Raw genomic sequence first — 25,049 nt, 5'->3', positions numbered from 1 at the left:
AAGGAGATGCCTAGCTTACGCCTTAATTTCTACTACTTTTAGGCTTAACGCCACCCTTTCTGCCCAATCCAAATCCAACTCTATATAAATCAGGCATATCGACTCGGCCATCTTTTTTGGTTTCAATCAATCCTAGATTTTCAAGGTCTTCTCGAATACCTGACCAACCTCGTTCTGCATGTTGAGCAGGTAAACGATTGGTATTAACCTGCTGTGGACCTAATGGAAACTGAGCTGTCCATCTTTGTTCAACTGAATCACTATCACAAGGAACATTAAGTCCTTTTAAGGTAGATAATATATCAGGAACCCAAGGATAATCTTCTGCAACCTCGGTAACACGAATCTCGGATGCTTGTTGGATACCTCGCTTAAGGCTCTCATAATGTAAAGCAAATTCATGATTAGGATAGCGAGAAGTAGAGTCTTGAGCCGCTTGACTAATTGCTGCTAAAAAGGATCTTGGCGAGGTTTGGCCGCGGCCATCTGATAAATGGTTTACGGACCAAGTGTAAGGAACACCGCGTCTTTTATCTTTCCCCATCCATGGGCCAGCTAATTTTTCGAATGCTTTTCTTTGCGCATCGGTTTCTCTTTTCATTTCTTCTGGTAACTGAAAAGAATTATTGGCAGAGATTAGTTGCTTAGAAGTTACGTTTTGACAGATTTCCCTTAAAACGTTACCTTGTCCATCAATTACATTGATTAATCTTTGCCAAAGCAGACCATGAAGATCATGCCTACTCCATGTCAACTCTGCTTTAGTCGCTAATATTTTAGATGCATCAGGGAAATTGAATACTGTTCTAGCAGCTTGATCTTCTCGTAAGAAAACTTTTGCAGTTAAACCTGTATATGATTTTAACCATAAAACAGTTCGCAAAAGTCCGCGTACAATTTCATCCATTTTTTGCCAATCGTTGCTTGTTCTGTCCAATGCATCAAAAATAATTAACCCATCCCAACTGCGCGCAGAGGTCATTAGTCTCGCAGCTTTTTCAGGCTCCGATTTGAACCAATCGATTGTTTCTTTCCATGTAGCGTTTGGGATCGCGATACTGGATTTAGAGGCAACCCAGCGAATGATAACTGTTCTCCAAATATCATAAGGCTCATAATTATCTTTAAGCAAAAGTTGAAAAGTATCTTCGTTAGGATAGCTGTTGACATCATCAACATTAGAGAAACCAACAAAAATTTCGAGGTTCTGCAGTTCAGGAACATATTCCTGCATTGTCGCTCGGAGATGATGTGATTTAAGAACTGCTGTCCAAAAAGACTTACCAACACCCCTTCCACCAACAACTATATGAGAAGCAAGTTTCAATGCTTTAACATGAGATAAAGGGACATATAAATCGCCAGCATCAGGTTCATTTCCAAAGCTACTGGATTCTAGAGACGCGAGGGATATCGCCTGCCTAATTTTTTGAACATCAATCATCAGATTTCTCCGGGATGAAAATACTCTCAATACCTTCTATCAAAGGTCCAAAAATTGATTTGATAGAGTTTTCATCTATTGTTGCTAGTCTGCCATGGAGCGTTAAAGAACCTGTGAAGCTACGATGCCATTGAATTGCCCACGGGTTATGAGGCGCACCTTCATCAGAACTATCGAAATTCCATCCCTCGACCAATGAATTAACTTTCCATTTGATTATTCCATTAGTTGTCGGGCCGACTGTACCGCTTGGGGCTGCTTCAATCTCATCGTATAAATTATCTGCGAAAAGATTATATGAATTCTCACGAAGAGACATGAGATAATCTATTTTATCTGTTTCAGGTACCATTGCGGCAACAATTTGTAATCTTTCTCTAATGTCTTGTGCAACCTCATTTTTAAGCCAGTGCTCGAATAATATTTTATAGCCATTCCAAGTTTGCAGCCCATCCAAGGCGAATAATAATATTAGATTAGCTCCCAAATCTGTAACACAGCATGATGCTATCTCATCAATTCCAGAACGTGAATCAATCAAAATTACATCTGGTGAAATGTTTTTTTCAAGCTGATCTATAAGACGATTTAGTCTTTGAGACCATTTTTCTTTTCGACCATGTTGATCTATTTTGGGCATCCATACTCTGCCTAGTTTGGATACATATTCACCAGCTTCAGCACCATGAGCCGGAACCACAAAAATTTCACCATCGTGGGAAAGTAAGCTGGTTGAAACCATGGATTCAATTATATGATCACCATTGTCAACTAAGTCTTCAATGAGCCAATCTGTTATGCCAAACTTTGGTTGACGATCAATCGGTAAAAGAGCGGTGGACAAACCTGGGGACTCAAGATCAAGGTCTAAAACTAAAACTTTTTTTCCTTGCTGTGCGAGTTGCCACGATACCGCAGCTAATGATGTTGATCGCCCAACGCCACCCTTTATAGAGAAAAAAACCACTCTTGGGGAGTTTTTTGTTAGTTGTGACACGTTTCCCCAAGAAGATTCATTGGCATATCGATCTGCAAGGAAAACGTTTGAAAAACCATCGATTCTGCTTACTTGTGCACCATTCTTAACGAATTCTATATCATTCTCATACAATGTCGCAACATTATGATAATGACCTTCTAAATGAGTCGATAAATCATTTTCAAGGGCATGTAAACGCTCAATCTCCTGGGGACTTTCTTTGATTTTTTCAGGCGCAACTAGACGAACTCTTCCATTCAAGTCGCGATTCAAAACTAACCAATCCAAACTTTGAACAAAGTTGCTATGTGAACACAAAACTTGGGCAGATAAAGGTAAAATTTGATCGAAAGTTATCATACTAAGCCTGCTAATTTTGCATTTTTAATCAACTGGTTAACTTGTACTGCCGCCGCCTGATGCGGGGAGACTTTTACAGCATCAAAGCTTGATTGGTTATGATAACGTTGAGACGCGCTCCAATCGTTAAATGGATTAGTTCCGCTCAGTTGGTAATTTGCACCACTTGAGTGCGATGAGCGATAACTTTCGAACCTATCCCATACTTTGTCTGCGTGAACACTATCCGATTGATTTGCAGGCATTTGTTTCACGTTATTGAAAGGCATTCCAAACGCTAACATTAGAGATTTAAGACCACATTCTACTGAAAAACCATACAACTGGTCTGCGTTAGCGTATCTCCCAGATGTAAATAGTTGGTTGGCATCTTCTAAATGCCTTTCATGCGAATCAACGAAATCAGCGTTCATTTGTTGACCTTAATTGTTGAAATTGACTTTAGATCGAAATGTTGTATTAAAATACTATATATAGAAAGTCTTGAACACCCTGAATCACCACGGGTTTAACAGACACCTCAGAGTCATTTATGGAGTGCCCCCGAGCCCGTAGACAAATCTGCCCTATAGTTTGAGCATAGGAGGAGTCTATGGGCACACCACGTTTTACCCCTGAATTTAAGGAAGAGGCCGTCCGCCAGATCACCGAGCGGGGCTATTCCATCGCTGAAGTATCTGAACGGCTCGGCGTGTCGGCGCACAGTATTTATAAATGGCTCCGGGCTGTTAAGCCTGACAACAGTGAACAGCAGGCACAGGATTTACTTGATGCCAGAACAGAAATTCTCAGGCTGAAAGCACAGCTTAAACGCGCTGAGGAAGAGCGGGATATTCTGAAAAAGGCAGCGCGGTACTTTGCAAGGGAGCCCGACTGAAGTACCGCTTTATCAACGATCACCGTGAAATCTGGTCGATCGTTACAATGTGTCGGGTTCTCAAGGTTGCCCGTGCCAGATTTTATGTCTGGCTCAACAACCCTGTATCTGCCGGAGAAAAGGATAACCAGCGACTGCTGGCGCTCATCCGCGACTCCTATACGCTGAGTGGTAGGGTTTATAGTTATCGCCGAATCCATGGCAATCTTCGTGAAATTGGTGAAGTGTGCAGCAGAAACCGGGTCGCCAAAATCATGAGGAAAAACAGGATACAGGCCATACATGGTTATAAAGTGCCACGCGGGACACGGGGACGACCGTCACTGATAGCGCCTAACCGCGTACAGCGTGAATTTACTGTGGTAAAGCCCAATCAGGTCTGGGTAACAGATATTACCTATATCCGCACCTGGCAGGGCTGGCTGTATCTGGCAGTGGTCATCGATCTCTTCGCCCGTAATGTGGTGGGCTGGTCGATGAAACCAACACTGTCGCGCGAGCTGGCACTGGATGCGTTGCTGATGGCGGTCTGGCGGCGTAAGCCTTCAGAAATGTCATTGTGCACAGCGATCAGGGTAGTCAGTATGGCAGTGATGACTGGCAGCGGTTCTGCCGGGCCAACAATCTGGCGCCAAGCATGAGCCGTCGCGGAAACTGCTGGGATAATGCAGTGGCAGAATCGTTCTTCAGTTCACTCAAAAAAGAGCGCATCAGGAAGCGGATATATAAAACTCGGGGCATGGCCCGGGCGGATATTTTCGATTACATTGAAGTGTTCTACAACCGTAACCGACGCCACAGCCACCTCGGTGGCGTCAGCCGGAGGCCTTCGAAAAGGCCTCGCCGTGAGGACAGAAACTGTCTACCGGAGCGTGGTCACTCCAGTATTTTGCAGGGCAGGGGATCCAGACAACCTGGCAGATGAAGCGAGAAATGCTTTCGCCTCGGTACACCACTAGATACACTGACTTGCTCAAAGTCAGGTGATTCAGTCCATTAACAATACTCATTGTGCTTCTACCAGAGTCCGCATTGAGAGAAAACTCACGTTATGCTTACAATCGGTTTGTAATACCTACGTTATTTATGATAATTCAGTACGCGATTGAATCTAACGATTGAAGATTGGTTTGTTTTTTATTTGTATATTCATACTCAAGTAGACAATAAAATGAGTCAATGTAAAGAAACTTTACGAGATGCCTATCGTGCGATGGTTTACGTATCTCAACATACGCCAGCTACGGCAAGACGTGTTCGAACTATTTTGACACATTCATATCCTGATCTTCTTGCATCGTACACACGCTTCTCAGGTTATGTTTCTCAAGCTGCATTGGAAGAGGCTGCAGTTAATGGATATAGAAAAGGTGTATTTATTCGAGAGCATCATCTAAGAATGCAATCCTCCTTAACAGAGTGGATTAAACAAGGCTTTCTTGATCATGGTTTTAAAACTTTTGAAGACAAAGTTATTGAGTTATCTGAAATCCATATCACTCTTAAAAGTGAAAATAGCAAGTTGATATCAAAAACAGCAAGCTACCAAAATCTTGGCATTTCGCTGATTTACTGGGAGGATATACCTCCGATTAGCCGTCATGTTTTTCATAAAATTCTCAAAGGAAAGGTGAAAAATCTTGTAGAATTCCCCATATAGATATATTCAATGGAGTTGGGATTAGCGGCCGATAATTATTGGTGGCAAATTAATTATCTATTGCTAATAGATGTGGTAGTGAGGTCTGCTGTGTGGGGAGTGAAGTTTTGATTCATTAAATGCAAGTTCATTGCACAAAGTAATCAATCACGTGTAACAACTTCGCATTTATGCTCAGATGAGTTGTTTTATCAATTCTGGTCCTTGATTTTTTACATTACCAACCGCGCTCGAAACGAGGTGCCATGTAAAATGGTCTGCTGGTACTGCACCATCTGTAATTATTTCCTCCGCGTCTTTTCCTCCAGTATCCTGCCTCAACCATTCTCGCGCTGCTTCCGGCGTCAGAACCAGCGGCCGGCGGTCGTGAATATCGACCAACCCCTGATCGTCCGCAGCGGTGACAATCAGAAAGCCTTCGGCTTCGTCTCCACGTTCAAATGGTGTACTCCCGATCGCCGCCATGAAGATGGGCTTGCCATCTTTACGGTGGATGAAATAGGGCTGCTTCTTGTCGCCTTCTTTTTTCCATTCGAACCATCCATCAGCAAAGCAGATCGCCCGGCCATGTTGCCAGAGAGGTTTAAACATTCTGCTGGCGGCCGCCGTTTCAACGCGTGCGTTAATCAGAGGCGGTTTATCCCACCACCCGGGTGCGTAACCCCAGTGAACCGGATCGAGGTGCAGCTGTTCGTTTCGTTCGCTCAGAAGCAAAACTTTAGTCCCCGGCGCCACGTTGTACCGGCCGATTGGTTCTGGATCATAGGCGATATCCCGATCAGCTTCTTCTGCAAGATAAGCCAGGTATTCTTCGCGTGTCTGTGATTGGGCAAATCGTCCGCACATGGTTACCTCCAGTCTTCAGACTGAAAGTATAGAAGGTGTGGAGGAAACGTAGGAAGGGAACTCCGACAGCCATCTAACTGATGACTGTCGGAGATGACGTCAAAAACAATGTGTACAAAATTGTGTATTAAAATCAGGAAAATTGCACAATTTAAAAATTTAACTCATTGTTTTTAATTGACAAAAGTATTTATTTTGTAGGTGCTATCGTAGGGCATACCATTCCTTATGTTTCAGCGGGTTAGCCATGGCACCGAGGATATCGGAAATCACGTTGACGATAATGACCAGTGCGCCAATCACCATGACGCCGGCGGAGATCGCCGCGTAGTCCTGCTGGCGGATCGCGTTGATCAGCCAGCGTCCCAGTCCGGGCCAGCTGAACACCATCTCGGTGATCATCGCCAGGGTGAGCATGGTGGAAAACTGCAGGCCGAGGCGCGGGATCACCGGCGGCAGGGCGTTGTGCAGTACATGGCGCAGTAAAATTTTGCGTCGCGACACGCCGCGGGTGGCAGCCGCTTTGACATAGTTGGTGTCATACACCTCGCTGGTGCTGATGCGCATCAGGCGGATCACCTCGGTGGTGGGCGCCACCGCCAGGGTCAGCACCGGCAGCACCATATGCCGCGCGGCGCTGACGATCATCTCATGGCGCCATGGCGAGTCCGAGATCCAGGCGTCAATCAGCGCAAAACCGGTGACGGTTTTCACCTCATACAGCAGATCGAAGCGGCCAGAGACCGGAAACCAGCCAAGAGTCAGCGAGAAGAAGAGGGTCAGGAGCAGCGCCAGCCAGAACACCGGGATCGAGAAACCGACCAGCGCGACGGCGCTGATCAGGGTATCAGGCCATTTGTTGCGCATTACGCCAGCGATCATGCCCACCGGAATGCCAATCAGCAGGGCAAAGCCGAAGGCGAGGATGCACAGCTCCATGGTCGCCGGGAACACCTCGCGCAGCTGCTCAGAAATCAACTGGCCGTTAATGCTGGAGACGCCAAAATCCCAGTGCAGCACCCCTTGAAACCAGAACAGCCACGCATTCCACAGGGAGGCGCCCTGTAGCGGCGCATGAGGGGTGAAATAACTCAGGCTGAAGCCGATAAAGGTCAGAAAAAAGAGGGTGACCAGCAGCAACAGCAGACGACGCAGGGTAAAAATAATCATGGTTTTTTCACCTCTTCGGTTTTCTCCCGCGATACGCCAGCGAACGAAGCGTTACCGAAGGGGCTCAGCACGAGGCCTTTCATATCATAGCGATAGGCCTGCAAACGCAGCGAGGAGGCCAGCGGCAGGACCGGCAGTTCGCGGGCGAGGATCCGCTGTGCCTCTTTGTAAGCGTCTATCCGCGAGGAGAGCTGCTGCGAAAGCAGCGCTTTTTGCAGCACGTCATCAAATTCCCGGTTACACCAGTGGGCAAAGTTGGTTTGTGAGGCGATCGCCGCGCAGCTCAGCAGCGGCCGGAAAAAACTGTCCGGATCGTTACTGTCCGTCGCCCAGCCGGAGAGCGTCAGGTCATGGTTCATGTCCATCAGCCGCGCCTCCTGGAAGCGCCCCTCCACCGGCATGATGATCACCTTGACGCCAATCTGCGCCATATCCGCCTGGATCAGCTCCGCCGTTTTCAGCGGGCTGGGGTTCCATGCCTGAGAGCTGGTGGGCACCCACAGCTTGAGGGTCAGATTTTCCAGCCCCAGGGCCTTCAGGCGGGCGCGGGCTTCCTGGGGATTGTACTCAGTAATTTTAGCGTCGTTATCGTAGGCCCACGAGGCGCGCGGTAGCATGGATGCCGCCGTCTCTGCGGTGCCGTAGTAGATGGACTGCATCAGGCGCTGGTTGTTAATAGCCAGCGCCAGCGCATGCCGCACCTCAGGGTTGTCCAGCGGCGGCTTGGCGGTGTTGAAGGCCAGCCAGGCAATGTTCATTCCCGGGCGCAGCGTCAGGCGCAGGCGCGGATCGTCGCGCAGGATCGTCAGCTGGCTGGCGGCGGGCCAGGCCAGCACGTCGCATTCCCCGGTGAGCAGTTTCGACAGTCGGCCGGTACCACCGGAGCCGAGGTCCACCACCACCTGCGGCATCAACGGTTTGCCGCGCCAGTAGTCGGGGTGACGCTGCAGACGGATATATTGCCCGGAGCGGTACTCGGACAACTGGAACGGACCGGTACCGACCGGCTGGCGATCCAGCTGCTCCTGGCGGTCGTCTTGCGTTAAGCGGGCGGCATATTCGGCAGAGGTAATTGACGCATAGTGAGTGGCCAGATGCCAGAGGAACGAGGCGTCCGGCCGCTTGAGGCGAAACTCCACGGTCTGATTATCCAGCTTACGCACACTCTCCACGCTGTCAGCAAACTGCAGACTGTCGAAGTAAGGGAAGCTGCTGCCGTTGACGTTGTGCCACGGATGGTCGCGGTTAAAAATACGGCCAAAGGTAAAAATCACATCATCCGCGTTGAAGTCCCGCGTCGGCGTAAACCATGCCGTGCGTTGAAACGGGACATGGCGGCGCAGGTGGAAGCGGTAGGTGGCGCCGTTATCAAGGACTTCCCAGCTCTCCGCCAGCTCGGGGACCAGCCGGTAGGTATAGGGATCGACGTCAAGCAGACGATCGTAGATCTGAGCGGCCAGCGTATCGACAATCAGGCCGCTGCTGACTTTCTGCGGATTAAAGGTATTCACCTGGCCGCTGACGCAATAGACGAAACCGCTGTCGCGGATATCGGCGCGGTCAGGGAGCACAGGGGCGGCAAAGGCCTGCCCACACAGCAGGGAAACGGCTGCCAGGAGAGATGACAATTTCAGGCGCATATTTTCTGTTTGATTATAGAGTTGAACTCTATCTTATTAAGATTTATAGACATTCACCACCGCCTTCAACAAGCCTGAGGGATAATGCGGTTACCGGGAGCGTATAGTATTCAGTCAATTGATTAAAATAGTAGCGGAACCGAGTCTGTATATTGAAACATGGTAACTTTTTATCGCCGATATCGCCAGTCAGGTCTGTTTGGCCGCGGTTTGCCAGACGATGAAACAGACGCTGACGCCGGGGAGATATATTCAGTATAGCGGGGAGAAAGCAGAGGGACTGACGGGCAGAGGGCGAGCCCGTCAGAAAATTAAACAGAGGGTTTCGCTCGCTTATCGTGACAACGTCACTTTTTGGTAATCCATATTCCGCAGGTCCTCCAGCAGCCCGGGGCCAACCGGCTGCCACTGCAATCGCTCACGGGTCCATGCTGAGCTGGCGCGCAGGTCAAGGGCGGTAAACGGCGCAAACCAGCCGAACCAGGCGTCGACCTGCGACTCATCCAGGTGGGTCAGCGGCAGGTTTAATCCCTGAGCAATTACCGTAGCAATATCGCGTAACGCGATCCCCTCTTCGTCCACCGCATGGTAGCGCTCGCCGGCCGCGCCCTGCAGCAGGGCGCTAACGTACAGTCGCGCGACGTCATTGACATGGGCGGCGGACCAGCGGTTGCTTCCCTCGCCGCGCAGGGCCACCGCCCCGTTGGCGACCGCGCGTTCGATATAGCTGGTCAGTAGCCCCTGGCGCACGGTGTCATGCACCTGCGGCAGGCGAACCACCCGAACATCCACTCCCGCCTCCAGCAGTTGCTGACCGGCGAGCTCAGAGGCGGTGCGCGGGCTGGGGTGCCCTGAGTTGAAGAACGACTCCCGGGCCGGGACGCCGCTCCCGTCGTCGCCCATCAATGTGCCGGAGGTGATGACCAGCGGCCGCGCGCTGCCTTGCAACGCCCGACCCATGGTCAGGATCGCCTGGCGGTCTTTCTCGCAGTTGGCGGCAAAGCGGCTGAAGTCGTGGTCGAAGGCGGTATGGATCACCGCGTCAGCGCCCTCGACGCCAGCCAGTAGCGAGTCCGGGGCGTCCAGCGTGCCGCGGTGCACCTCGACGCCTGCCGCTTTCAGGGTCTGCGCTGCGGTGTCGCTGCGCGCGAGGCCGATAACCTGATGGCCCGACGCCTGCAGGGCCGGAAGAATACGTGAGCCGATAAATCCGCTCGCGCCGGTAAGAAATATACGCATCATGGATCTCCTGAACGGGTTTCAGGCGTATCCTACCTGCGATGTCATACTATAAAAGTAGAGACATTATCGGGGTATAAATTCTAACAGGCAGAACCCACAGGCAGATGATGAACACTTCTGACAACCATGCTTTAGGCGATTTTCTCCGCGCCCGGCGCCAGCGCCTCGATCCGGCGACGTTTGGCTTCCCGGCGGGACGCCGGCGCACGCCGGGTCTGCGCCGCGAAGAGGTCGCGCAGCTCGCCAGTATCAGCCCGACCTGGTATACCTGGCTTGAACAGGGGCGCGGCGGGGCGCCCTCCCGCGAGGTGCTGGAGCGGATCGCCTGCGGTCTGCGGCTGACCACCCCGGAGCGCGAGCATCTGTTTATTCTCGCCTTTGGCCATCCGCCGCAGACGCGTCTGACGGTGACAGATGATATGACGCCGCGGCTGCAGCGGGTGCTTGACGCTTTTACTATTCCGGCGATTATCCGCACCGCCAGCTGGGACGTCATCGCCTGGAACGCGGCGGCGGCCAGGGTGCTGACCGACTACAGCCAGCTACCGCTGGCGGAGCGCAACGTACTGCGTCGCCTGTTTACCCGACCTGAAGCCCGCTGCACGCTGGAGGACTGGCAGACGGTGGGGCAGCTTATCGTCAACGCTTTTCGCGCCGACGTCACCCGGATGGGGGCGACGACGGAAACTGACCAGTTGATCGCTGAACTCACGCAGCAGAGCGTTGAGTTCGCCCGTTTCTGGCAAAGCCATGACGTCGCCGGCCACGGAGAAGGCTATAAGCGCATTCACCATCCGCAGATGGGCCCGCTCGATCTGGAGTTCACCTCTTTTGCCGTGGAAGGCCGCCCCGATCTGTCGCTGCTGGTTTTCAACCCGGCGACGACGGAGAGCCAGCGCAAAATTCACGGATTGCTTGCGGGGGCGGGATCCTCGCCGGGAGCGCGCTGAGGCGTAAATTCGTACAGCGCCAAAGCGTTGCTTTCCAGCGAGTCGACCCGCAGCCAGTGTCCGTCAAGCCGGGCATCTTCCACACTGAGCGCCGGACGAGCCCGATGCATCAACCACTGGTAATCCTCAGCGTCGGGGCCGCTGCGGCTGCGAAAGGCGTCGACCAGCGGGAATAACGCGCCATGATGCTGATCGAACAGGTGCTGTTTGACGCGCCAGCCGCCCTCCAGGCCCTGCAGCCGCACGCTGTAGGGCTGGCTGAAACGCTGGATAAAGGCCGCTTCGCTGGAGAGCCAGGGATTGTAGACCACCGTATTGCGCAGCAGCAGCTGGTAGTGCCCCTGGTGGTGAAGCAACAGCAGGTTTTTATCCTGAAACAGGATCTCGCCGCGCAGCCGCCGCCAGAGCCACAGTACCCAGTAAACCGGGCGAGGCAGCCCGTGCAGATAGTGCAGCGCCAGGCTGGAGGTATCGAGTTTCCCGTTAGCGCGGGCTTCGCCCTGGAGGCCTGAATTTAACCAGAAGCCCGCCAGCCAGACCTGGTCCGCCACCCCCAGCAGATTATCCATCAACAGCGCGCCGCGAAAAAAGCGGCCGTTGGTATCCCGCGTATCGCCGGTCAGGGTATTCCAGGAGAGCAGCCACAGCGGCAGGTTAAGCTGTCGCTGGCGCAGGGCGCTGTGGATCTGCCGCAGCTTGTGCAGCGGATAATGTTCGCTGGAGGCCAGGCGGCTGCTGTCTGCCTGCGCCAGATCCAGTTGTTCGTTGGCATCTGCCTGGCAGGCGAGAAAATCCGCCTCCGCCAGCAGCGGTGAGTGAAACAGCGGATCGTTCCCGGGATCGCTGGGAGCAAAGCGGTGCCAGATCCCCAGCTGCGGCTGCGGCAGCAGGCGGTGAAGAACCTCGCGCTGCTGGCGCCAGGCCGCCTGGCGGGTCGCTTCGCTGGCCTGCGGCGACCAGTGCCAGACAAAGCGCCAGCTGTTGAGCGTGGCCGGCGGAAAATGGTTGGCGGCGAGCAGCAGAAACCGCTGCAGCAGGTCGCTGCGGGTGGTGACGCCGGTGTGGAGGATCACGTTCCAGCCCATCGCCGCCAGCCAGCTAAAAATCTGCTGCAGGTTATACCAGCAGGCGTAGCCGGCCATCTGCGGATCGTCCCAGCCGGTGCCGAACAGCCGGCTGCTGAGAAAGGGATCGTTGATATCGATGGCATACACCGGCAGGGCGCGGTGCAGCTGCTCCAGTTCCCGGCGCACATCCTCCCGTAGCAGGTCGTCCAGCTCGCGCACGGTCACCACCATCCGGGTATGGCGCAGCACAGCGGCGCGCGCCGGGCGATCGTGCAGGTTGATCTCCCGGGTCTGCGGCGGATTGATCGGCAGCGGGGGACTTTCCCGGTCGCGTGGTTCCGGTTCATTGAGGCGAGCATAGAGCCGGTCGACAGCGACCAGCTGCCAGCGGTCGGCCTGCGGCGGACGCGGTCGGGCAAGCTCCCGGGGATGCTGTTCACGATACTGGCGCGGCGTCACGCCGTGCTGGCGCTTAAACAGATCGCTCATCATACGGTTACTGGCGAACCCCTGTTCGCGGGCGATTTGCTGGGCGGGTTTGCGGGTGGTCAACAACTGATCGGCGGCGTGGCGCAGGCGCAGCGCGGTGAGGTACTGAACAAAACTCACCCCGACTTCTTTGTGAAATAAGCGTGACAGCCAGGCCTCGGAGACAAATTCCGCTGCCGCCACCTCCTGCAACGAGAGGCGGCGCTGATAGTTGGCGTCGATCCGCGCCACCACGCTGGCTATTCGCCGGCTCCAGTTCTCCGCTCCGCGGCGCGGCGTGGAGGCGATGGGCTGGCTGAAGCGCGTGGCCAGCAGGAGCGCTATCTCACTCAGCCAGCGGTTGGCCTCCAGTCGGTAATGGCCGGGATGCTTGACCAGGCCGCTCACCAGCAGCTGGCGCATCAGGCGGCGCAGGCCGTCCTCCGCATCCCGGGTGCGCGGCGTTATCTGATAGTCGACAGCAAAAAAAGCGCTGTCAAGGCGGGTCAGCCAGCTGGCGGAAAGGGTCAGGATCATCACTGCGTTGGTACCGGCGCTGCGCAGACTCCAGCGACGGTTGCGGTTAACGATCGCCAGCTCGTCGGCGGCGAGCGGCTGCGGCACACCTTCCGCCTCCGTCAGATTTACGCTCCCCTCCAGCACCCATAGCAGCGTCAGCAGATCGCCTTCTGTCTGGTTCAACTGACGTACATCGCGCACGGTGACGCTAAAGTCGCCTGAATGCTGCTCCACGTGACACTCCTCCGCAGACAAAAAACAACCCGTTATTTTTTGTCATAACTGATATGTATGAAAAACAGTCATTGATTTCTCGTCAATATAAAACAAAAAAGCGCACCTGAAAGCTGTTTCACCCGCATAAACTCGAAAGTGTCGTGCAAACACAACACAGGAATAACAAAAATGACACATCCGTTGCTTGAAGCCTTGCAGGTCAACGAGGCGCAATTTATTGCCCTGCGTCGCCAGTTCCACCAGCAGCCGGAGATCGGCTTTGAAGAACATCAAACCAGCAATGAGGTCGCTCGACTGCTTGGCGAGTGGGGATACGAGGTTCACCGCGGCCTGGCGGGCACCGGAGTGGTGGGCACGCTGCGCGTCGGCCACGGAAAAAAACGCCTCGGCCTGCGGGCGGATATGGATGCCCTGCCGATGCAGGAGCGGAGCGGGAAGCCGTGGGCAAGCCAGGTTGACGGGCGTTTCCACGGCTGCGGCCATGACGGGCACACCACCACGCTGCTCTACGCGGCTGAATATCTGGCGCGCACCCGCCAGTTTACCGGGACGCTGCAGCTGATTTTCCAGCCCGCGGAAGAGCTGTTGTACGGCGGGCGAGTGATGGTCGAGGACGGTCTGTTTGACCGGTTCCCCTGCGATGCCATCTTCGGCTTGCACAATATGCCGGGTCAGCCGCTGGGCAAGATCGGCCTGCGCGACGGGGCGATGATGGCCTCCTCCGATACGCTGCATATTGAGGTGAAAGGCGTTGGCGGCCACGGCGCGGTACCGGAGCATACCGTGGATGCCACGCTGGTCGCCTGCCATATCACCCTCGCGCTGCAGTCGATCGTCTCGCGGAATATCACCCCGTTCGAACCGGCGGTGGTCACCGTCGGCAGCATCCAGGCCGGACACGCGCCCAATATCATTAACGATCACGTGCTGATGAAGCTCACGGTGCGCACCCTCAATGAGCAGGTGCGCGAGACCGTGCTGCAGCGGATCCATGATATCGCCGTGGCTCAGGCGGAGAGCTTCAACGCCACGGCCACGCTGACGCACGTCAACGGCAGCCCGGTATTGCGTAACGATCCGGCGGCCAACGCGATGGTGCGGGAGGTGGCGACATCGCTGTTTGGCGCAGAGCAGGTGGGCGAGGTGAAGCCGTTTATGGGCAGTGAAGATTTTGCCTTCATGCTGGAACAGCACCCGCATGGCAGCTATTTCACCATCGGCGCTGGCGATGAGCCGGATCGCTGCATGGTCCATAACCCGGGCTATGACTTCAACGACGCGCTGTTGCTGACCGGGGCGGCGCTGTGGTGCGGTCTGGCGGAACACTATTTGCGTTAATCACCGGAAACAGGAGGGCCATGCGATGAGCACTGTCACCGTGAGCGACACCCCCTTTGTCGGCAGCGATCGCCTGCTGGTGGGGATTGTGCTAAGCGTTTTAACCTTCTGGCTGTTTGCCCAGTCGGTGATTAACGTGGTGCCGGCGATGAAAAGCAGTCTTGATATCTCCCTTGAAACCTTAACCCTGGCCGTCAGTCTCAGCGCGCTGTTCAGCGGCTGTTTCGTGGTCGCCAGCGGCGGCCTGGCGGACAAGTTTGGCCGGATGCGGATGACCACCCTCGGACTGGGGCTGAGTATCGTCGGCAGCGCCATGCTGGTGGTCGCTCAGGGGCCGGGGCTGTTCCTGGCCGGCCGGGTGCTGCAGGGGCTGTCGGCGGCGTGCATTATGCCGGCGACGCTGGCGCTGATTAAGACCTGGTATGAGGGGCGTGCGCGGCAGCGGGCGGTCAGCTTCTGGGTCATCGGCTCGTGGGGCGGCAGCGGTCTCTGTTCCTTCGTTGGCGGAGCCATTGCCACCGGGCTCGGCTGGCGCTGGATCTTCGTCTTCTCCATTGCCGTCGCTCTGCTGGCGCTGTTTTTGCTGCGCGGCACGCCGGAGAGCCGCAGCGCCAGCGCCAGCCAGCATAAGCTGGACGTCGGCGGTCTGCTGAGCCTGATTGCCGCGCTGGTGCTGGTGAATTTGTTTATCAGCAAGGGCCATGGCTGGGGATGGAGCAGTCCGCTGTCGTTGACCATGCTGGTCGGGGCGCTGGCGGCGGGGGCGGTATTTATCCGCAACGGCATGCGCAAAGGCGAGGCGGCGCTGATTGATTTTGCGCTGTTTCGTAACCGGGCCTACGGCGCGGCAGTGCTGTCGAACTTTCTGCTCAATGGGGCGATTGGCACCATGATGATCGCCAGCATCTGGCTGCAGCAGGGGCACCACCTGACGCCGCTGGAGAGCGGGATGATGACCCTCGGCTATCTGGTGACCGTCCTGGCGATGATCCGGGTGGGCGAGAAGCTGCTGCAGCGCTATGGCGCCCGGCTGCCGATGATGGCCGGGCCGGTGCTGACCGCGATTGCCATCGGCCTGATATCCTGCACTTTTCTCGATAAGGCGCTGTATATCGGGGTGGTGTTCGCCAGCAACGTGCTGTTTGGCCTCGGGCTGGGCTGCTACGCCACACCCTCAACGGATACGGCGGTGGCCAACGCGCCGGAGAACAAAATCGGCGTCGCCTCGGGGATCTACAAGATGGGCAGCTCGCTGGGCGGGGCGATGGGTATTTCCGTGACGGCGTCACTTTTCGCGCTGTTTTTGCCGCTGGGCATGGCCCATGCCGCCCAGTATGCCCTGTGGTTTAACGCCGTCTTATGCCTGGGGGCGATGGCGGTGAGCGCGCTGCTGCTGCCGCGCGCCTCTCACAGCTGATGTTTTTTCAGTAGCGCGCGGAGCTGGTGATAGGTTAACCCCAGCAGCTCCGCCGCCTGCTTCTGATGATACTTCGCCTGCTGCAGACTCCGCTGCAGCAGGCGTTTTTCCTGCTGGAGCTGAAAATCGCGCAGATCCAGCGGCAGAGCGGGCAGCTCGTCCCCGGACGCGGCCTCCGGCACGGAGGCCGCGGTCTGACGGAAAGGGTTGAGGATAATGGCGTCCAGCTCGTGCTCGCTGTCGCCGTGGCGATAGACCGAGCGCTCGACGACATTCTTCAGTTCACGAATATTCCCTGGCCAGCGGTAGCCGAGCAGCGTTGCGGTGGCACGTTCGCTGAAGCCGGGAAACAGCGGCAAACCGAGCTCGCGGCACATCTGAATGGCAAACTGGTTGGCGAGCAGCATGATGTCGCTCTGCCGTTCACGCAACGGGGGGAGCTGTACCACGTCGAAGGCCAGACGGTCGAGCAGGTCGGCGCGAAAATGGCCTTCCTCTACCATTTGCGGCAGATCGGCGTTGGTGGCGCACACCAGCCGGACGTTAACCTGCAGCGGCTGGCTACCACCTACGCGCTCCAGCTCGCCATATTCAATGACTCTTAATAGCTTCTCCTGCACCAGCATCGGCGCCGTCGCCAGCTCATCAAGAAATAACGTCCCGCCGTCGGCGCGCTCGAAGCGCCCGGGATGGCGCTTGCTGGCCCCGGTGAAGGCCCCGGCTTCGTGGCCGAATAGTTCCGAATCGAGCAAATTGTCGTTCAGCGCCGCGCAGTTCAGCGAGATAAACGGCCCCTGCCAGCGGCTGGAGAGGTAGTGGAGACGGTTAGCGATAAGCTCTTTCCCGGTGCCGCGCTCGCCGATGACCAGCACCGGCTTATCCAGCGGAGCCAGCCGGGAAACCTGTTCCAGCACCTCGAGAAAGCTGTTGGCCTCGCCCAGCAGATTATCCTTGTACTGCGCCATGATGAATTTCGCCATTAAGTAGTGTGATTAACCAGGTGACTGTAGCAATGCCCTGCACAATTCGCAACCACTCTGTTTAAAATCAATAAGATAAAAAGTTGGCACGTCATTTGTATTAGCTAAGCCACAGGTGAATGCCTGAAACCAGAACTATGAGGAATGAAATTATGGGTATTTTTTCTCGTTTTGCCGACATCGTGAACGCCAACATCAACTCCCTGCTGGAGAAAGCGGAGGACCCGCAAAAGCTGGTGCGTCTGATGATCCAGGAGATGGAAGACACGCTGGTGGAAGTGCGTTCCACGTCGGCCCGCGCGCTGGCGGAAAAGAAACAGCTGACCCGTCGTATTGAGCAGGCGGTCGCCCAGCAGGCGGAATGGCAGGAAAAAGCCGAGCTGGCGCTGCGTAAAGAGAAAGAGGATCTGGCCCGGGCGGCGCTGATCGAAAAGCAGAAGCTGACCGACCTTATCGCTCAACTTGATCATGAAGTGCAGCTGGTGGATGAAACGCTGGCGCGCATGAAGAAAGAGATTGGCGAGCTGGAGAACAAACTCAGCGAAACCCGCGCTCGTCAGCAGGCGCTAGCGCTGCGCCATCAGGCGGCGAGTTCGTCCCGCGATGTGCGTCGCCAGCTGGACAGCGGTAAACTGGATGAGGCGATGGCCCGCTTTGAATCCTTTGAGCGTCGCATCGATCAGATGGAAGCGGAAGCGGAGAGCCACCGCTTTGGCAAGCAGCAGACGCTGGATCAGCAGTTTGCCGAACTGAAAGCGGACGATGAAATCAGCGAGCAGCTGGCGGCGTTGAAAGCCAAAATGAATCAGTCCAACCAGTAAGTATGATTGCGCGGCGCGGCGTTGCGCCGCGGCTCACCCCCTGTAAGGAGTACACATGAGCATGCTTTTTCTCGCCATTCCGCTGACGCTGTTTGTGCTGTTTGTTCTGCCGGTCTGGCTGTGGCTGCACTACAACAATCGCGGCGCCAACGGCAGTCTGACGCAAAATGAGCAGCAACGGCTGCTGCAGTTGACCGATGACGCGAAGCGGATGCGCGAACGTATTCAGGCGCTGGAAGCGATCCTGGATGCTGAACATCCGAACTGGAGAGACAAATAATGGCCGGACTGGATCTGAATAAAAAACTGTGGCGTATCCCGCAGCGCGGGATGGTGAAGGGCGTTTGCGCGGGCATTGCTCAGCATCTTGATGTCCCGGTGAAGCTGGTGCGTCTGATTACCGTGCTGGCGATGATTTTCGGCCTCTTTTTCTTTGTCCTGGTGGCCTACATCATTTTGACTTTTGCTCTGGATCCGATGCCGGACAGTGAACTGTACGGTCACAAGGCGCCGAGCAATGGCGATCTGCTGGCCGCCGTGGATGCCGAACTGGCCTCCGGTGAACAGAGCCTGCGTGAAATGGAGCGGTATGTGACCTCCGACACCTTTACGCTGCGCAGCCGCTTTCGCCAGCTGTAAATCCTGTTTTTAACGAGTGAGGCAACGCATGAATAGCAAATGGCAACGCGCCGGGCAGCAGGTGAAGCCCGGTCTGAAAATCGTCGGTAAGCTGGCGCTGCTGACCGCGCTGCGTTACGGCCCGGCGGGCGTTGCCGGCTGGGCGGTCAAATCGGTCGCGCGTCGGCCGCTGAAAATGCTGCTGGCGGTGGCGCTGGAGCCGCTGCTCAGCCGGCTGGCCAACCGCGTCACGCGCGGGATGAAATAATGCCGCCGTGGGGAAGGCGCAAAAGGATTAACGTTGTCCTGCTTATCCCCGGCAGATAGCTTATGATGACGAGACATACCTTCAGGGCATAACGGACTGGCGATGAAGCGACTGAAAACTGAATTGAATGCGCTGGTCAACCGCGGGGTTGACCGGCATTTACGTCTGGCGGTGACCGGCCTGAGCCGGAGCGGTAAAACGGCGTTTATCACCGCGCTGGTCAATCAACTATTGAATATCCACACGGGCGCCCGCCTGCCGCTGCTGAGCGCCGCACGCGAAGAGCGGCTGCTCGGCGTCAAGCGCGTGCCGCAGCGGGACTTTGGCATTCCCCGATTCACCTACGACGAAGGGCTGGCCCAGCTTTACGGCCAGCCCCCCATGTGGCCAACCCCGACGCGCGGGGTGAGCGAGATCCGTCTCGCGCTGCGCTACCGTTCGAATGACTCCCTGCTGCGCCATTTTAAAGATACCTCCACGCTGTATCTGGAGATCGTCGACTATCCGGGCGAGTGGCTGCTCGACCTGCCGATGCTGGCACAGGATTATCTGAGCTGGTCACGACAGATGACCGGGCTCCTGCAGGGACAGCGTGCGGAGTGGTCGGCCCGCTGGCGGCAGCTGTGCGCCGGGCTGGATCCGCTGGCCCCTGCCGACGAGGCCCGTCTGGCAGACATCGCCGCCGCCTGGACGGACTATCTGCACGCCTGTAAGCGCGAAGGGTTGCACTTTATCCAGCCCGGGCGCTTTGTTCTGCCCGGTGAAATGGCGGGCGCGCCGGCGCTGCAGTTTTTCCCATGGCCTGACGTCGACGCCGTCGGCGAAGCCAAGCTGGCGCAGGCGGACAAACACAGCAACGCCGGCATGCTGCGCGAACGCTACAAATACTATTGCGAAAGGGTGGTGAAGGGGTTCTACAAAGAGCACTTCCTGCGCTTCGACCGGCAGATTGTGCTGGTGGACTGTCTGCAGCCGCTCAACAGCGGGCCGCAGGCTTTTAACGATATGCGTCTGGCATTGACCCAGCTGATGCAAAGTTTCCATTACGGGCAGCGCACCTTGTTTCGCCGGTTGTTTTCGCCGGTTATCGACAAGCTGCTGTTTGCCGCCACCAAAGCTGACCACGTCACGGTCGATCAGCACAGCAATATGGTGTCGCTCCTGCAGCAACTGATTCAGGACGCGTGGCAGAACGCCGCCTTTGAGGGGATCAGTATGGATTGCCTGGGGCTGGCGTCCATTCAGGCGACCCAGAGCGGGCTGATTGAGGTGAATGGCGAGAAAATTCCCGCCCTGCGTGGCGATCGGCTGAGCGATGGCCAGCCGTTGACCATCTATCCCGGCGAGGTGCCGGCGCGTCTGCCGGGCCAGGCCTTCTGGCAGCAGCAGGGATTTCAGTTTGAAAACTTTCGTCCGCAGGTCATGGATGTCGATCGGCCTTTGCCGCACATTCGCCTCGACGCGGCGCTGGAATTTTTGATTGGAGATAAACTGCGATGAGCGAACCGTTAAAACCGCGGATTGATTTTGATGGTCCGCTGCAAGCGGAAAAAATTCCGCCGCTGAAAAGCGCCCGCGCCTTCGACACCCTGGAGGCGGACAACTTCGCGCCAGCGCGGCTGGTGACCGGCGAAGAGGAAGAGGGAGCGGCGGAAGCGGTGGTGGAGTCGGTCCTGCGACCCAAACGCAGCCTGTGGCGGCGGATGGTCAGCGCCGGACTGGCGATCTTCGGCGTCAGCGTCGTGGCGCAAGGCGTGCAGTGGACGGCCAACGCCTGGCAGACCCAGGACTGGATTGCGCTGGGCGGCTGCGTCGCCGGGGCGCTGATCGTCGGGGCCGGCGTCGGATCGGTGGCCACCGAGTGGCGCCGTCTGTGGCGACTGCGCCAGCGCGCCCACGAACGCGATGAAGCGCGCGATATGCTGCACAGTCACGCGGTCGGTAAAGCCAAAGCCTTTTGTGAAAAGCTGGCGCAGCAGGCGGGTCTGGATCAGTCGCATCCGGCGCTGCAGCGCTGGTATGCCGCGATCCACGAAACGCAAAGCGACCGGGAAGTGGTGAGCCTTTATGCGCAGCTGGTGCAGCCGGTGCTTGATGCCCAGGCGCGGCGGGAAATCAGCCGTTCTGCGGCGGAGTCGACGCTGATGATTGCCGTCAGCCCGCTGGCGCTGGTGGATATGGCGTTTATCGCCTGGCGTAACCTGCGGCTGATCAACCGAATTGCCACGTTGTACGGCATTGAGCTCGGGTATTACAGCCGTCTGCGACTGTTTCGCCTGGTGTTGCTGAATATCGCTTTCGCTGGCGCCAGCGAACTGGTGCGCGAGGTGGGGATGGACTGGATGTCGCAGGATCTGGCGGCCCGGCTGTCGGCGCGCGCCGCACAGGGCATCGGCGCCGGACTGCTGACCGCCCGCCTCGGGATCAAGGCGATGGAGCTGTGCCGCCCGCTACCGTGGATCGCCGATGATAAACCGCGACTCGGCGATTTTCGTCGCGAGCTGATTGGGCAGTTGAAAGAGACCCTGCAGAAAAGCAAAACCAGTCCGGAGAAGTAACCTCCGCTCAGAGACATTGCCGGGCGGCGGCTTCGCCTTGCCCGGCCTACCGGGCAGGTTGGATCCCGGCTCGCCCAGGCGTTCATTTAACCACTGATCGCCTGACTTTACGGCACAACGCCCATTTTTCCGCCATGCTGTCAATAATTGTTGACAGTTAGCTTCCCGAAAACTCATTCCTGTCCTATTATTCTCCCGTCATTGGCACTTTTAGGGTGAACACTCCCATGCGTCTTGAAGTCTTTTGTGAAGACCGTCTCGGTCTGACTCGTGAATTGCTCGATTTGCTGGTGCTGCGCGGCATTGATCTACGTGGTATCGATATTGACCCTATAGGCCGAATTTACCTCAATTTTGCCGAACTGGAGTTCGCCACGTTCAGCAGCCTGATGGCAGAGATCCGCCGTATCGCCGGCGTGACAGACGTGCGCACCGTGCCGTGGATGCCGTCTGAGCGTGAACACCTGGCGCTCAGCGCGCTGCTGGTGGCGATGCCGGAGCCGGTGCTGTCGCTGGATACCAAAGGCAGGGTGGAACTGGCCAACCCCGCCAGCTGCCTGCTGTTTGGCCAAAGCCAGGCGAAGCTGCGCAACCATCCGGTGGCCCAGCTGATCGCCGATTTTAACGTTCAGCGCTGGCTGGAGAGCAGCCCGCAGGAGACGCATGCGGAGCATGTGGTGGTGAATGGACAGAACTATCTGCTGGAAGTGACCCCGGTCTATCTGGAAGGGGAGCATAACGAACGGGTGCTGACCGGCGCCGTAGCGATGCTGCGCTCAACCGTGCGCATGGGACGCCAGCTGCAGACCATGACCAGCCAGGACACCAGCGCCTTCAGCCAGATCCTCGCGGTGGGGCCGAAAATGCGCCACGTGGTGGAGCAAGCGCGCAAGCTGGCGATGCTCAGCGCGCCGCTGCTGATTGTCGGCGACACAGGTACCGGCAAAGATCTGCTGGCCCATGCCTGCCATCTGGCCAGCCCGCGGGCGGGCAAACCTTATCTGGCGCTCAACTGCGGCTCCATTCCCGAGGACGCGGTCGAGAGCGAGCTGTTTGGCGACGCGCTGCAGGGTAAGAAGGGCTTCTTCGAGCAGGCCAACGGCGGCTCGGTGCTGCTGGATGAAATTGGCGAGATGTCGCCGCGAATGCAGACTAAGCTGCTGCGCTTCCTCAACGACGGCACCTTCCGCCGAGTTGGCGAGGATCATGAAGTGCACGTCGATGTGCGGGTGATCTGCGCGACGCAGAAAAACCTGGTCGAACTGGTGCAGAAAGGGCTGTTCCGCGAAGATCTCTACTATCGCCTCAACGTCCTGACGCTGTATCTGCCGCCGCTGCGCGACTGCCCGCAGGACATTATGCCGCTGACGGAGCTGTTCGTGGCCCGCTTTGCTGATGAGCAGGGCGTCCCGCGGCCGAAGCTCTCCGCCGATCTCAGTACGGTGCTCACCCGCTACAGCTGGCCCGGCAACGTTCGCCAGTTGAAGAATGCTGTCTATCGCGCGCTGACCCAACTGGAGGGATTTGAGCTGCGTCCACAGGACATTCTGCTGCCGGACCATGACGTCGCGTCGCTGCCGGTGGGCGAGGAGGCCATGGAAGGGTCGCTGGACGACATCACCCGGCGCTTTGAGCGCTCGGTGCTGACCCAGCTCTATCGCAGCTACCCCAGCACCCGTAAGCTGGCGAAACGGCTGGGGGTGTCGCATACCGCCATCGCCAATAAACTGCGTGAATATGGTCTGAGTCAGAAAAAGGGCGACGAATAATCCCGCCAGGCCGGCGACCCACGTCGCCGGCATTCGGCCTGCAAAGCGGGCCAAACCTGTATATACTGGTTTTTTAATCCTTTTTCCGGGGTGGTGCATCTTGGCGTCGCGTCGCGCGATCGGGCACTGGCTGACATTGCTGCTGCTCTCTGTTCTCTTTTCCTCGCTGCTGTTACGCCTTCATTTGCCGGCAGCGCTACTGCTGGGGCCGCTGATCGCCGGTCTCATTTTGAGCCTGCGCGGGGTGAAGCTGAGCATCCCTCGTCCCTGTTATCTGGCGGCGCAGGCCATCGTCGGCTGCATGATCGCCCGGGCGATTAATCCCTCTGTTTTTGGCGTGCTGTTCAACAACTGGGCGCTGGTGCTGGCGATCCTGTTGACCACCCTGGCGATTAGCGGCCTCACCGGCTGGTTGCTGGTTCGCTACAGCGCGCTGCCGGGCGCCACCGGCGCCTGGGGAAGCTCTCCCGGCGGCGCGTCGGCAATGGTGGTGATGGCCCAGGAGTACGGGGCCGATGTGCGGCTGGTGGCGCTGATGCAGTATCTGCGGGTGCTGTTTGTCGTCGGCGCGGCGGCGCTGGTGGTGCGCTATGCGTTGGGCAATGAAGCGCAGGAAATGACTCAGGATATTGTCTGGTTTCCATCGTTGACCCTGAATTTCCCTTTCACGCTGCTGCTGACGGCGCTAGCCTGTTGGCTGGGCATGCGGCTGCGCATCCCCTCCGGGGCCATGCTGTTGCCGATGCTGCTCGGCGCGCTGGTCCAGGGCAGCGGCTGGATGATGCTGGAGCTGCCGGAGTGGCTGCTGGCGATGGCCTATGCGGTGCTGGGCTGGACGGTGGGGCTGCAGTTTAATAAAGCCATTTTTCTGCTGGCGCTGAAGACGCTGCCGCAGATTATCGCCTCTATTCTTGGGCTGATCCTGATGTGCGCCCTGATGGCCCTTGCCCTGACCCACATTCTGCAGATGGACTTTATGACCGCCTATCTGGCCACCAGCCCTGGCGGTCTGGACACGGTGGCGATTATCGCCGCCGGCACCCGGGCGGATATGTCGTTCATTATGGCGCTACAGACGTTGCGGCTGTTTACCATTTTACTGACCGGCCCGGCGATGGCGCGGGCTATCTCCCGCTATGCGCCACGGCAATAAAAAAGCCCCCGCAGTGCGGGGGCTGAGTACATAGATTGTCCGCGGGCGTGATGCGCCCGGGCACTCTGTTATCAGGCTTTCAGGGCGGCCAGCGCGGCGTCGTAGTCCGGCTCTTCGGTGATTTCATTCACCAGCTGGCTGTAGACGACCTGATCATTTTCATCGATAACGACCACGGCGCGAGCGGCCAGGCCAGCCAGCGGACCGGCGGCGATGGCGACACCGTAGTCAGCGAGGAACGACGCACCGCGCAGCGTGGAAAGGGTCACCACGTTGCTCAGGCCTTCCGCGCCGCAGAAGCGGGACTGGGCGAACGGCAGGTCAGCGGAAATGCACAGCACCACAGTGTTGTCCAGTTCAGCGGCCAGCTGGTTGAATTTACGCACTGATGCGGCACACACGCCGGTATCAATGCTCGGGAAAATATTCAGTACTTTACGTTTGCCGGCGTACTGGCTCAGCGCGACGTCAGAGAGATCTTTGGCGACCAGCGTAAACGGCTGCGCTTTAGCGCCTGCCTGCGGAATGGTGCCCTGAACAGAAACGGGGTTGCCCTGGAAATGCACGGTTTGTGACATGGTTATCTTCCTGTTTACATATAGTTAACGTCACGAGTAGTGTATGACATCCGCCAGCTACACGGCAAACCCTATTTAACATTGACCAGA

At 56.8% G+C, this 25,049-nt stretch carries 22 protein-coding genes and 2 pseudogenes; 14 read left to right on the top strand and 10 right to left on the bottom strand.

Annotated elements, in window-relative coordinates; genetic code table 11:
• Positions 1–22: 22 nt before the first annotated feature.
• From DTA24_RS16785 to DTA24_RS16775, 3 genes are read right to left on the bottom strand one after another with little or no spacing between them, the layout of a single operon-like run.
• Positions 23–1,444: a hypothetical protein gene (locus DTA24_RS16785; protein ID WP_117120203.1), complete on the bottom strand. Its 1,422-nt coding sequence runs from the start codon at positions 1,442–1,444 to the stop codon at positions 23–25.
• Positions 1,437–2,783 (bottom strand): ParA family protein, encoded by a 1,347-nt coding sequence (locus DTA24_RS16780; RefSeq protein WP_117120204.1) that lies wholly within the window; start codon positions 2,781–2,783, stop codon positions 1,437–1,439. Before DTA24_RS16780 ends, DTA24_RS16785 begins: the two co-directional genes overlap by 8 nt.
• Positions 2,780–3,196 carry an SAM-dependent methyltransferase gene (locus DTA24_RS16775; protein ID WP_072041157.1) on the bottom strand — a complete coding sequence of 139 codons (417 nt, stop codon included), beginning with the start codon at positions 3,194–3,196 and terminating at the stop codon, positions 2,780–2,782. The genes DTA24_RS16780 and DTA24_RS16775 overlap by 4 nt, the downstream gene beginning before the upstream one ends.
• A 179-nt stretch (positions 3,197–3,375) precedes the next feature.
• Here DTA24_RS16775 and DTA24_RS16770 point away from each other — a divergent pair.
• The 3 genes and pseudogenes from DTA24_RS16770 to DTA24_RS16760 all read left to right on the top strand — a co-directional run bounded on the left by DTA24_RS16770 (position 3,376) and on the right by DTA24_RS16760 (position 5,320).
• Positions 3,376–4,509: pseudogene (locus tag DTA24_RS16770) on the top strand (IS3 family transposase).
• Between the two features lie 36 nt (positions 4,510–4,545).
• Positions 4,546–4,647 (top strand): annotated as a pseudogene (locus DTA24_RS16765) (DUF4113 domain-containing protein); the annotation flags it as partial.
• 184 nt (positions 4,648–4,831) lie between these two features.
• Positions 4,832–5,320 carry a hypothetical protein gene (locus tag DTA24_RS16760; RefSeq protein ID WP_123836972.1) on the top strand — a complete coding sequence of 163 codons (489 nt, stop codon included), beginning with the start codon at positions 4,832–4,834 and terminating at the stop codon, positions 5,318–5,320.
• Positions 5,321–5,494: 174 nt separating this feature from the next.
• Here DTA24_RS16760 and DTA24_RS16755 read toward each other — a convergent pair whose 3' ends face one another.
• From DTA24_RS16755 to DTA24_RS16740, 4 genes are all read right to left on the bottom strand, one after another.
• A complete protein-coding gene (locus DTA24_RS16755; RefSeq protein WP_123836971.1) occupies positions 5,495–6,166 on the bottom strand; it encodes an SOS response-associated peptidase in 672 nt (223 codons plus the stop codon).
• Positions 6,167–6,370: 204 nt separating this feature from the next.
• The gene (sapB, locus tag DTA24_RS16750) at positions 6,371–7,336 is read right to left on the bottom strand and encodes a putrescine export ABC transporter permease SapB (protein ID WP_008805241.1); all 966 of its coding nucleotides are present in this window, start codon (positions 7,334–7,336) and stop codon (positions 6,371–6,373) included.
• Positions 7,333–8,976, bottom strand: coding sequence for an ABC transporter substrate-binding protein SapA (sapA, locus tag DTA24_RS16745; RefSeq protein ID WP_123836970.1), 1,644 nt, complete (start codon positions 8,974–8,976; stop codon positions 7,333–7,335). The genes sapB and sapA overlap by 4 nt, the downstream gene beginning before the upstream one ends.
• Positions 8,977–9,309: 333 nt before the next feature.
• A complete protein-coding gene (locus DTA24_RS16740) occupies positions 9,310–10,218 on the bottom strand; it encodes an SDR family oxidoreductase (RefSeq protein WP_162499979.1) in 909 nt (302 codons plus the stop codon).
• 107 nt (positions 10,219–10,325) lie between these two features.
• On the opposite strand from DTA24_RS16740, the gene DTA24_RS16735 reads away from it, so the two are divergent.
• The gene (locus DTA24_RS16735; protein WP_008805238.1) at positions 10,326–11,168 is read left to right on the top strand and encodes a helix-turn-helix transcriptional regulator; all 843 of its coding nucleotides are present in this window, start codon (positions 10,326–10,328) and stop codon (positions 11,166–11,168) included.
• Here the strand turns inward: DTA24_RS16735 and DTA24_RS16730 are convergent.
• Positions 11,123–13,456, bottom strand: a complete 2,334-nt coding sequence (locus tag DTA24_RS16730) for a helix-turn-helix domain-containing protein (protein WP_042948059.1) — start codon at positions 13,454–13,456, stop codon at positions 11,123–11,125. The genes DTA24_RS16735 and DTA24_RS16730 overlap by 46 nt on opposite strands.
• A gap of 171 nt (positions 13,457–13,627) precedes the next feature.
• Here DTA24_RS16730 and DTA24_RS16725 point away from each other — a divergent pair, with 171 nt between their 5' ends.
• Together DTA24_RS16725 and DTA24_RS16720 are read left to right on the top strand one after the other, a co-directional pair.
• The gene (locus DTA24_RS16725; protein WP_008805236.1) at positions 13,628–14,797 is read left to right on the top strand and encodes a M20 aminoacylase family protein; all 1,170 of its coding nucleotides are present in this window, start codon (positions 13,628–13,630) and stop codon (positions 14,795–14,797) included.
• Positions 14,798–14,822: 25 nt separating this feature from the next.
• The gene (locus tag DTA24_RS16720; protein ID WP_123836969.1) at positions 14,823–16,214 is read left to right on the top strand and encodes an MFS transporter; all 1,392 of its coding nucleotides are present in this window, start codon (positions 14,823–14,825) and stop codon (positions 16,212–16,214) included.
• Here the strand turns inward: DTA24_RS16720 and pspF are convergent.
• On the bottom strand, positions 16,205–17,194 hold the full coding sequence (gene pspF / locus DTA24_RS16715) for a phage shock protein operon transcriptional activator (protein WP_162893558.1): 990 nt from the start codon (positions 17,192–17,194) through the stop codon (positions 16,205–16,207). The genes DTA24_RS16720 and pspF overlap by 10 nt on opposite strands.
• A gap of 152 nt (positions 17,195–17,346) precedes the next feature.
• Between pspF and pspA the strand changes: the two genes are divergently transcribed.
• From pspA to DTA24_RS16675, 8 genes are all read left to right on the top strand, one after another.
• Positions 17,347–18,015, top strand: a complete 669-nt coding sequence (gene pspA, locus DTA24_RS16710) for a phage shock protein PspA (RefSeq protein WP_004203910.1) — start codon at positions 17,347–17,349, stop codon at positions 18,013–18,015.
• 55 nt (positions 18,016–18,070) lie between these two features.
• The gene (gene pspB, locus DTA24_RS16705) at positions 18,071–18,295 is read left to right on the top strand and encodes an envelope stress response membrane protein PspB (RefSeq protein ID WP_002901911.1); all 225 of its coding nucleotides are present in this window, start codon (positions 18,071–18,073) and stop codon (positions 18,293–18,295) included.
• Positions 18,295–18,654 carry an envelope stress response membrane protein PspC gene (pspC, locus tag DTA24_RS16700; RefSeq protein ID WP_123836968.1) on the top strand — a complete coding sequence of 120 codons (360 nt, stop codon included), beginning with the start codon at positions 18,295–18,297 and terminating at the stop codon, positions 18,652–18,654. The genes pspB and pspC overlap by 1 nt, the downstream gene beginning before the upstream one ends.
• Before the next feature lie 28 nt (positions 18,655–18,682).
• Complete coding sequence (gene pspD / locus DTA24_RS16695; protein WP_002901915.1) at positions 18,683–18,901, top strand: phage shock protein PspD; 219 nt, start codon at positions 18,683–18,685, stop codon at positions 18,899–18,901.
• Between the two features lie 102 nt (positions 18,902–19,003).
• Positions 19,004–20,401 carry a YcjX family protein gene (locus DTA24_RS16690; RefSeq protein WP_023297458.1) on the top strand — a complete coding sequence of 466 codons (1,398 nt, stop codon included), beginning with the start codon at positions 19,004–19,006 and terminating at the stop codon, positions 20,399–20,401.
• Positions 20,398–21,459 (top strand): YcjF family protein, encoded by a 1,062-nt coding sequence (locus DTA24_RS16685; RefSeq protein ID WP_008805232.1) that lies wholly within the window; start codon positions 20,398–20,400, stop codon positions 21,457–21,459. The genes DTA24_RS16690 and DTA24_RS16685 overlap by 4 nt, the downstream gene beginning before the upstream one ends.
• 227 nt (positions 21,460–21,686) lie before the next feature.
• The gene (gene tyrR / locus DTA24_RS16680; protein ID WP_012542019.1) at positions 21,687–23,228 is read left to right on the top strand and encodes a transcriptional regulator TyrR; all 1,542 of its coding nucleotides are present in this window, start codon (positions 21,687–21,689) and stop codon (positions 23,226–23,228) included.
• 100 nt (positions 23,229–23,328) lie between these two features.
• Positions 23,329–24,381, top strand: a complete 1,053-nt coding sequence (locus DTA24_RS16675; protein WP_008805230.1) for an AbrB family transcriptional regulator — start codon at positions 23,329–23,331, stop codon at positions 24,379–24,381.
• A 71-nt stretch (positions 24,382–24,452) separates the two neighbouring features.
• Here the strand turns inward: DTA24_RS16675 and tpx are convergent, their stop codons facing one another.
• The gene (gene tpx / locus DTA24_RS16670; RefSeq protein WP_008805229.1) at positions 24,453–24,959 is read right to left on the bottom strand and encodes a thiol peroxidase; all 507 of its coding nucleotides are present in this window, start codon (positions 24,957–24,959) and stop codon (positions 24,453–24,455) included.
• Positions 24,960–25,049 lie beyond the last annotated feature (90 nt).

The organism is Klebsiella sp. P1CD1 (assembly GCF_003790505.1).
In the GTDB taxonomy this organism is placed as follows: Bacteria; Pseudomonadota; Gammaproteobacteria; order Enterobacterales; family Enterobacteriaceae; genus Klebsiella; species Klebsiella variicola.
This window is presented reverse-complemented; position numbering and strand designations above follow the sequence as displayed.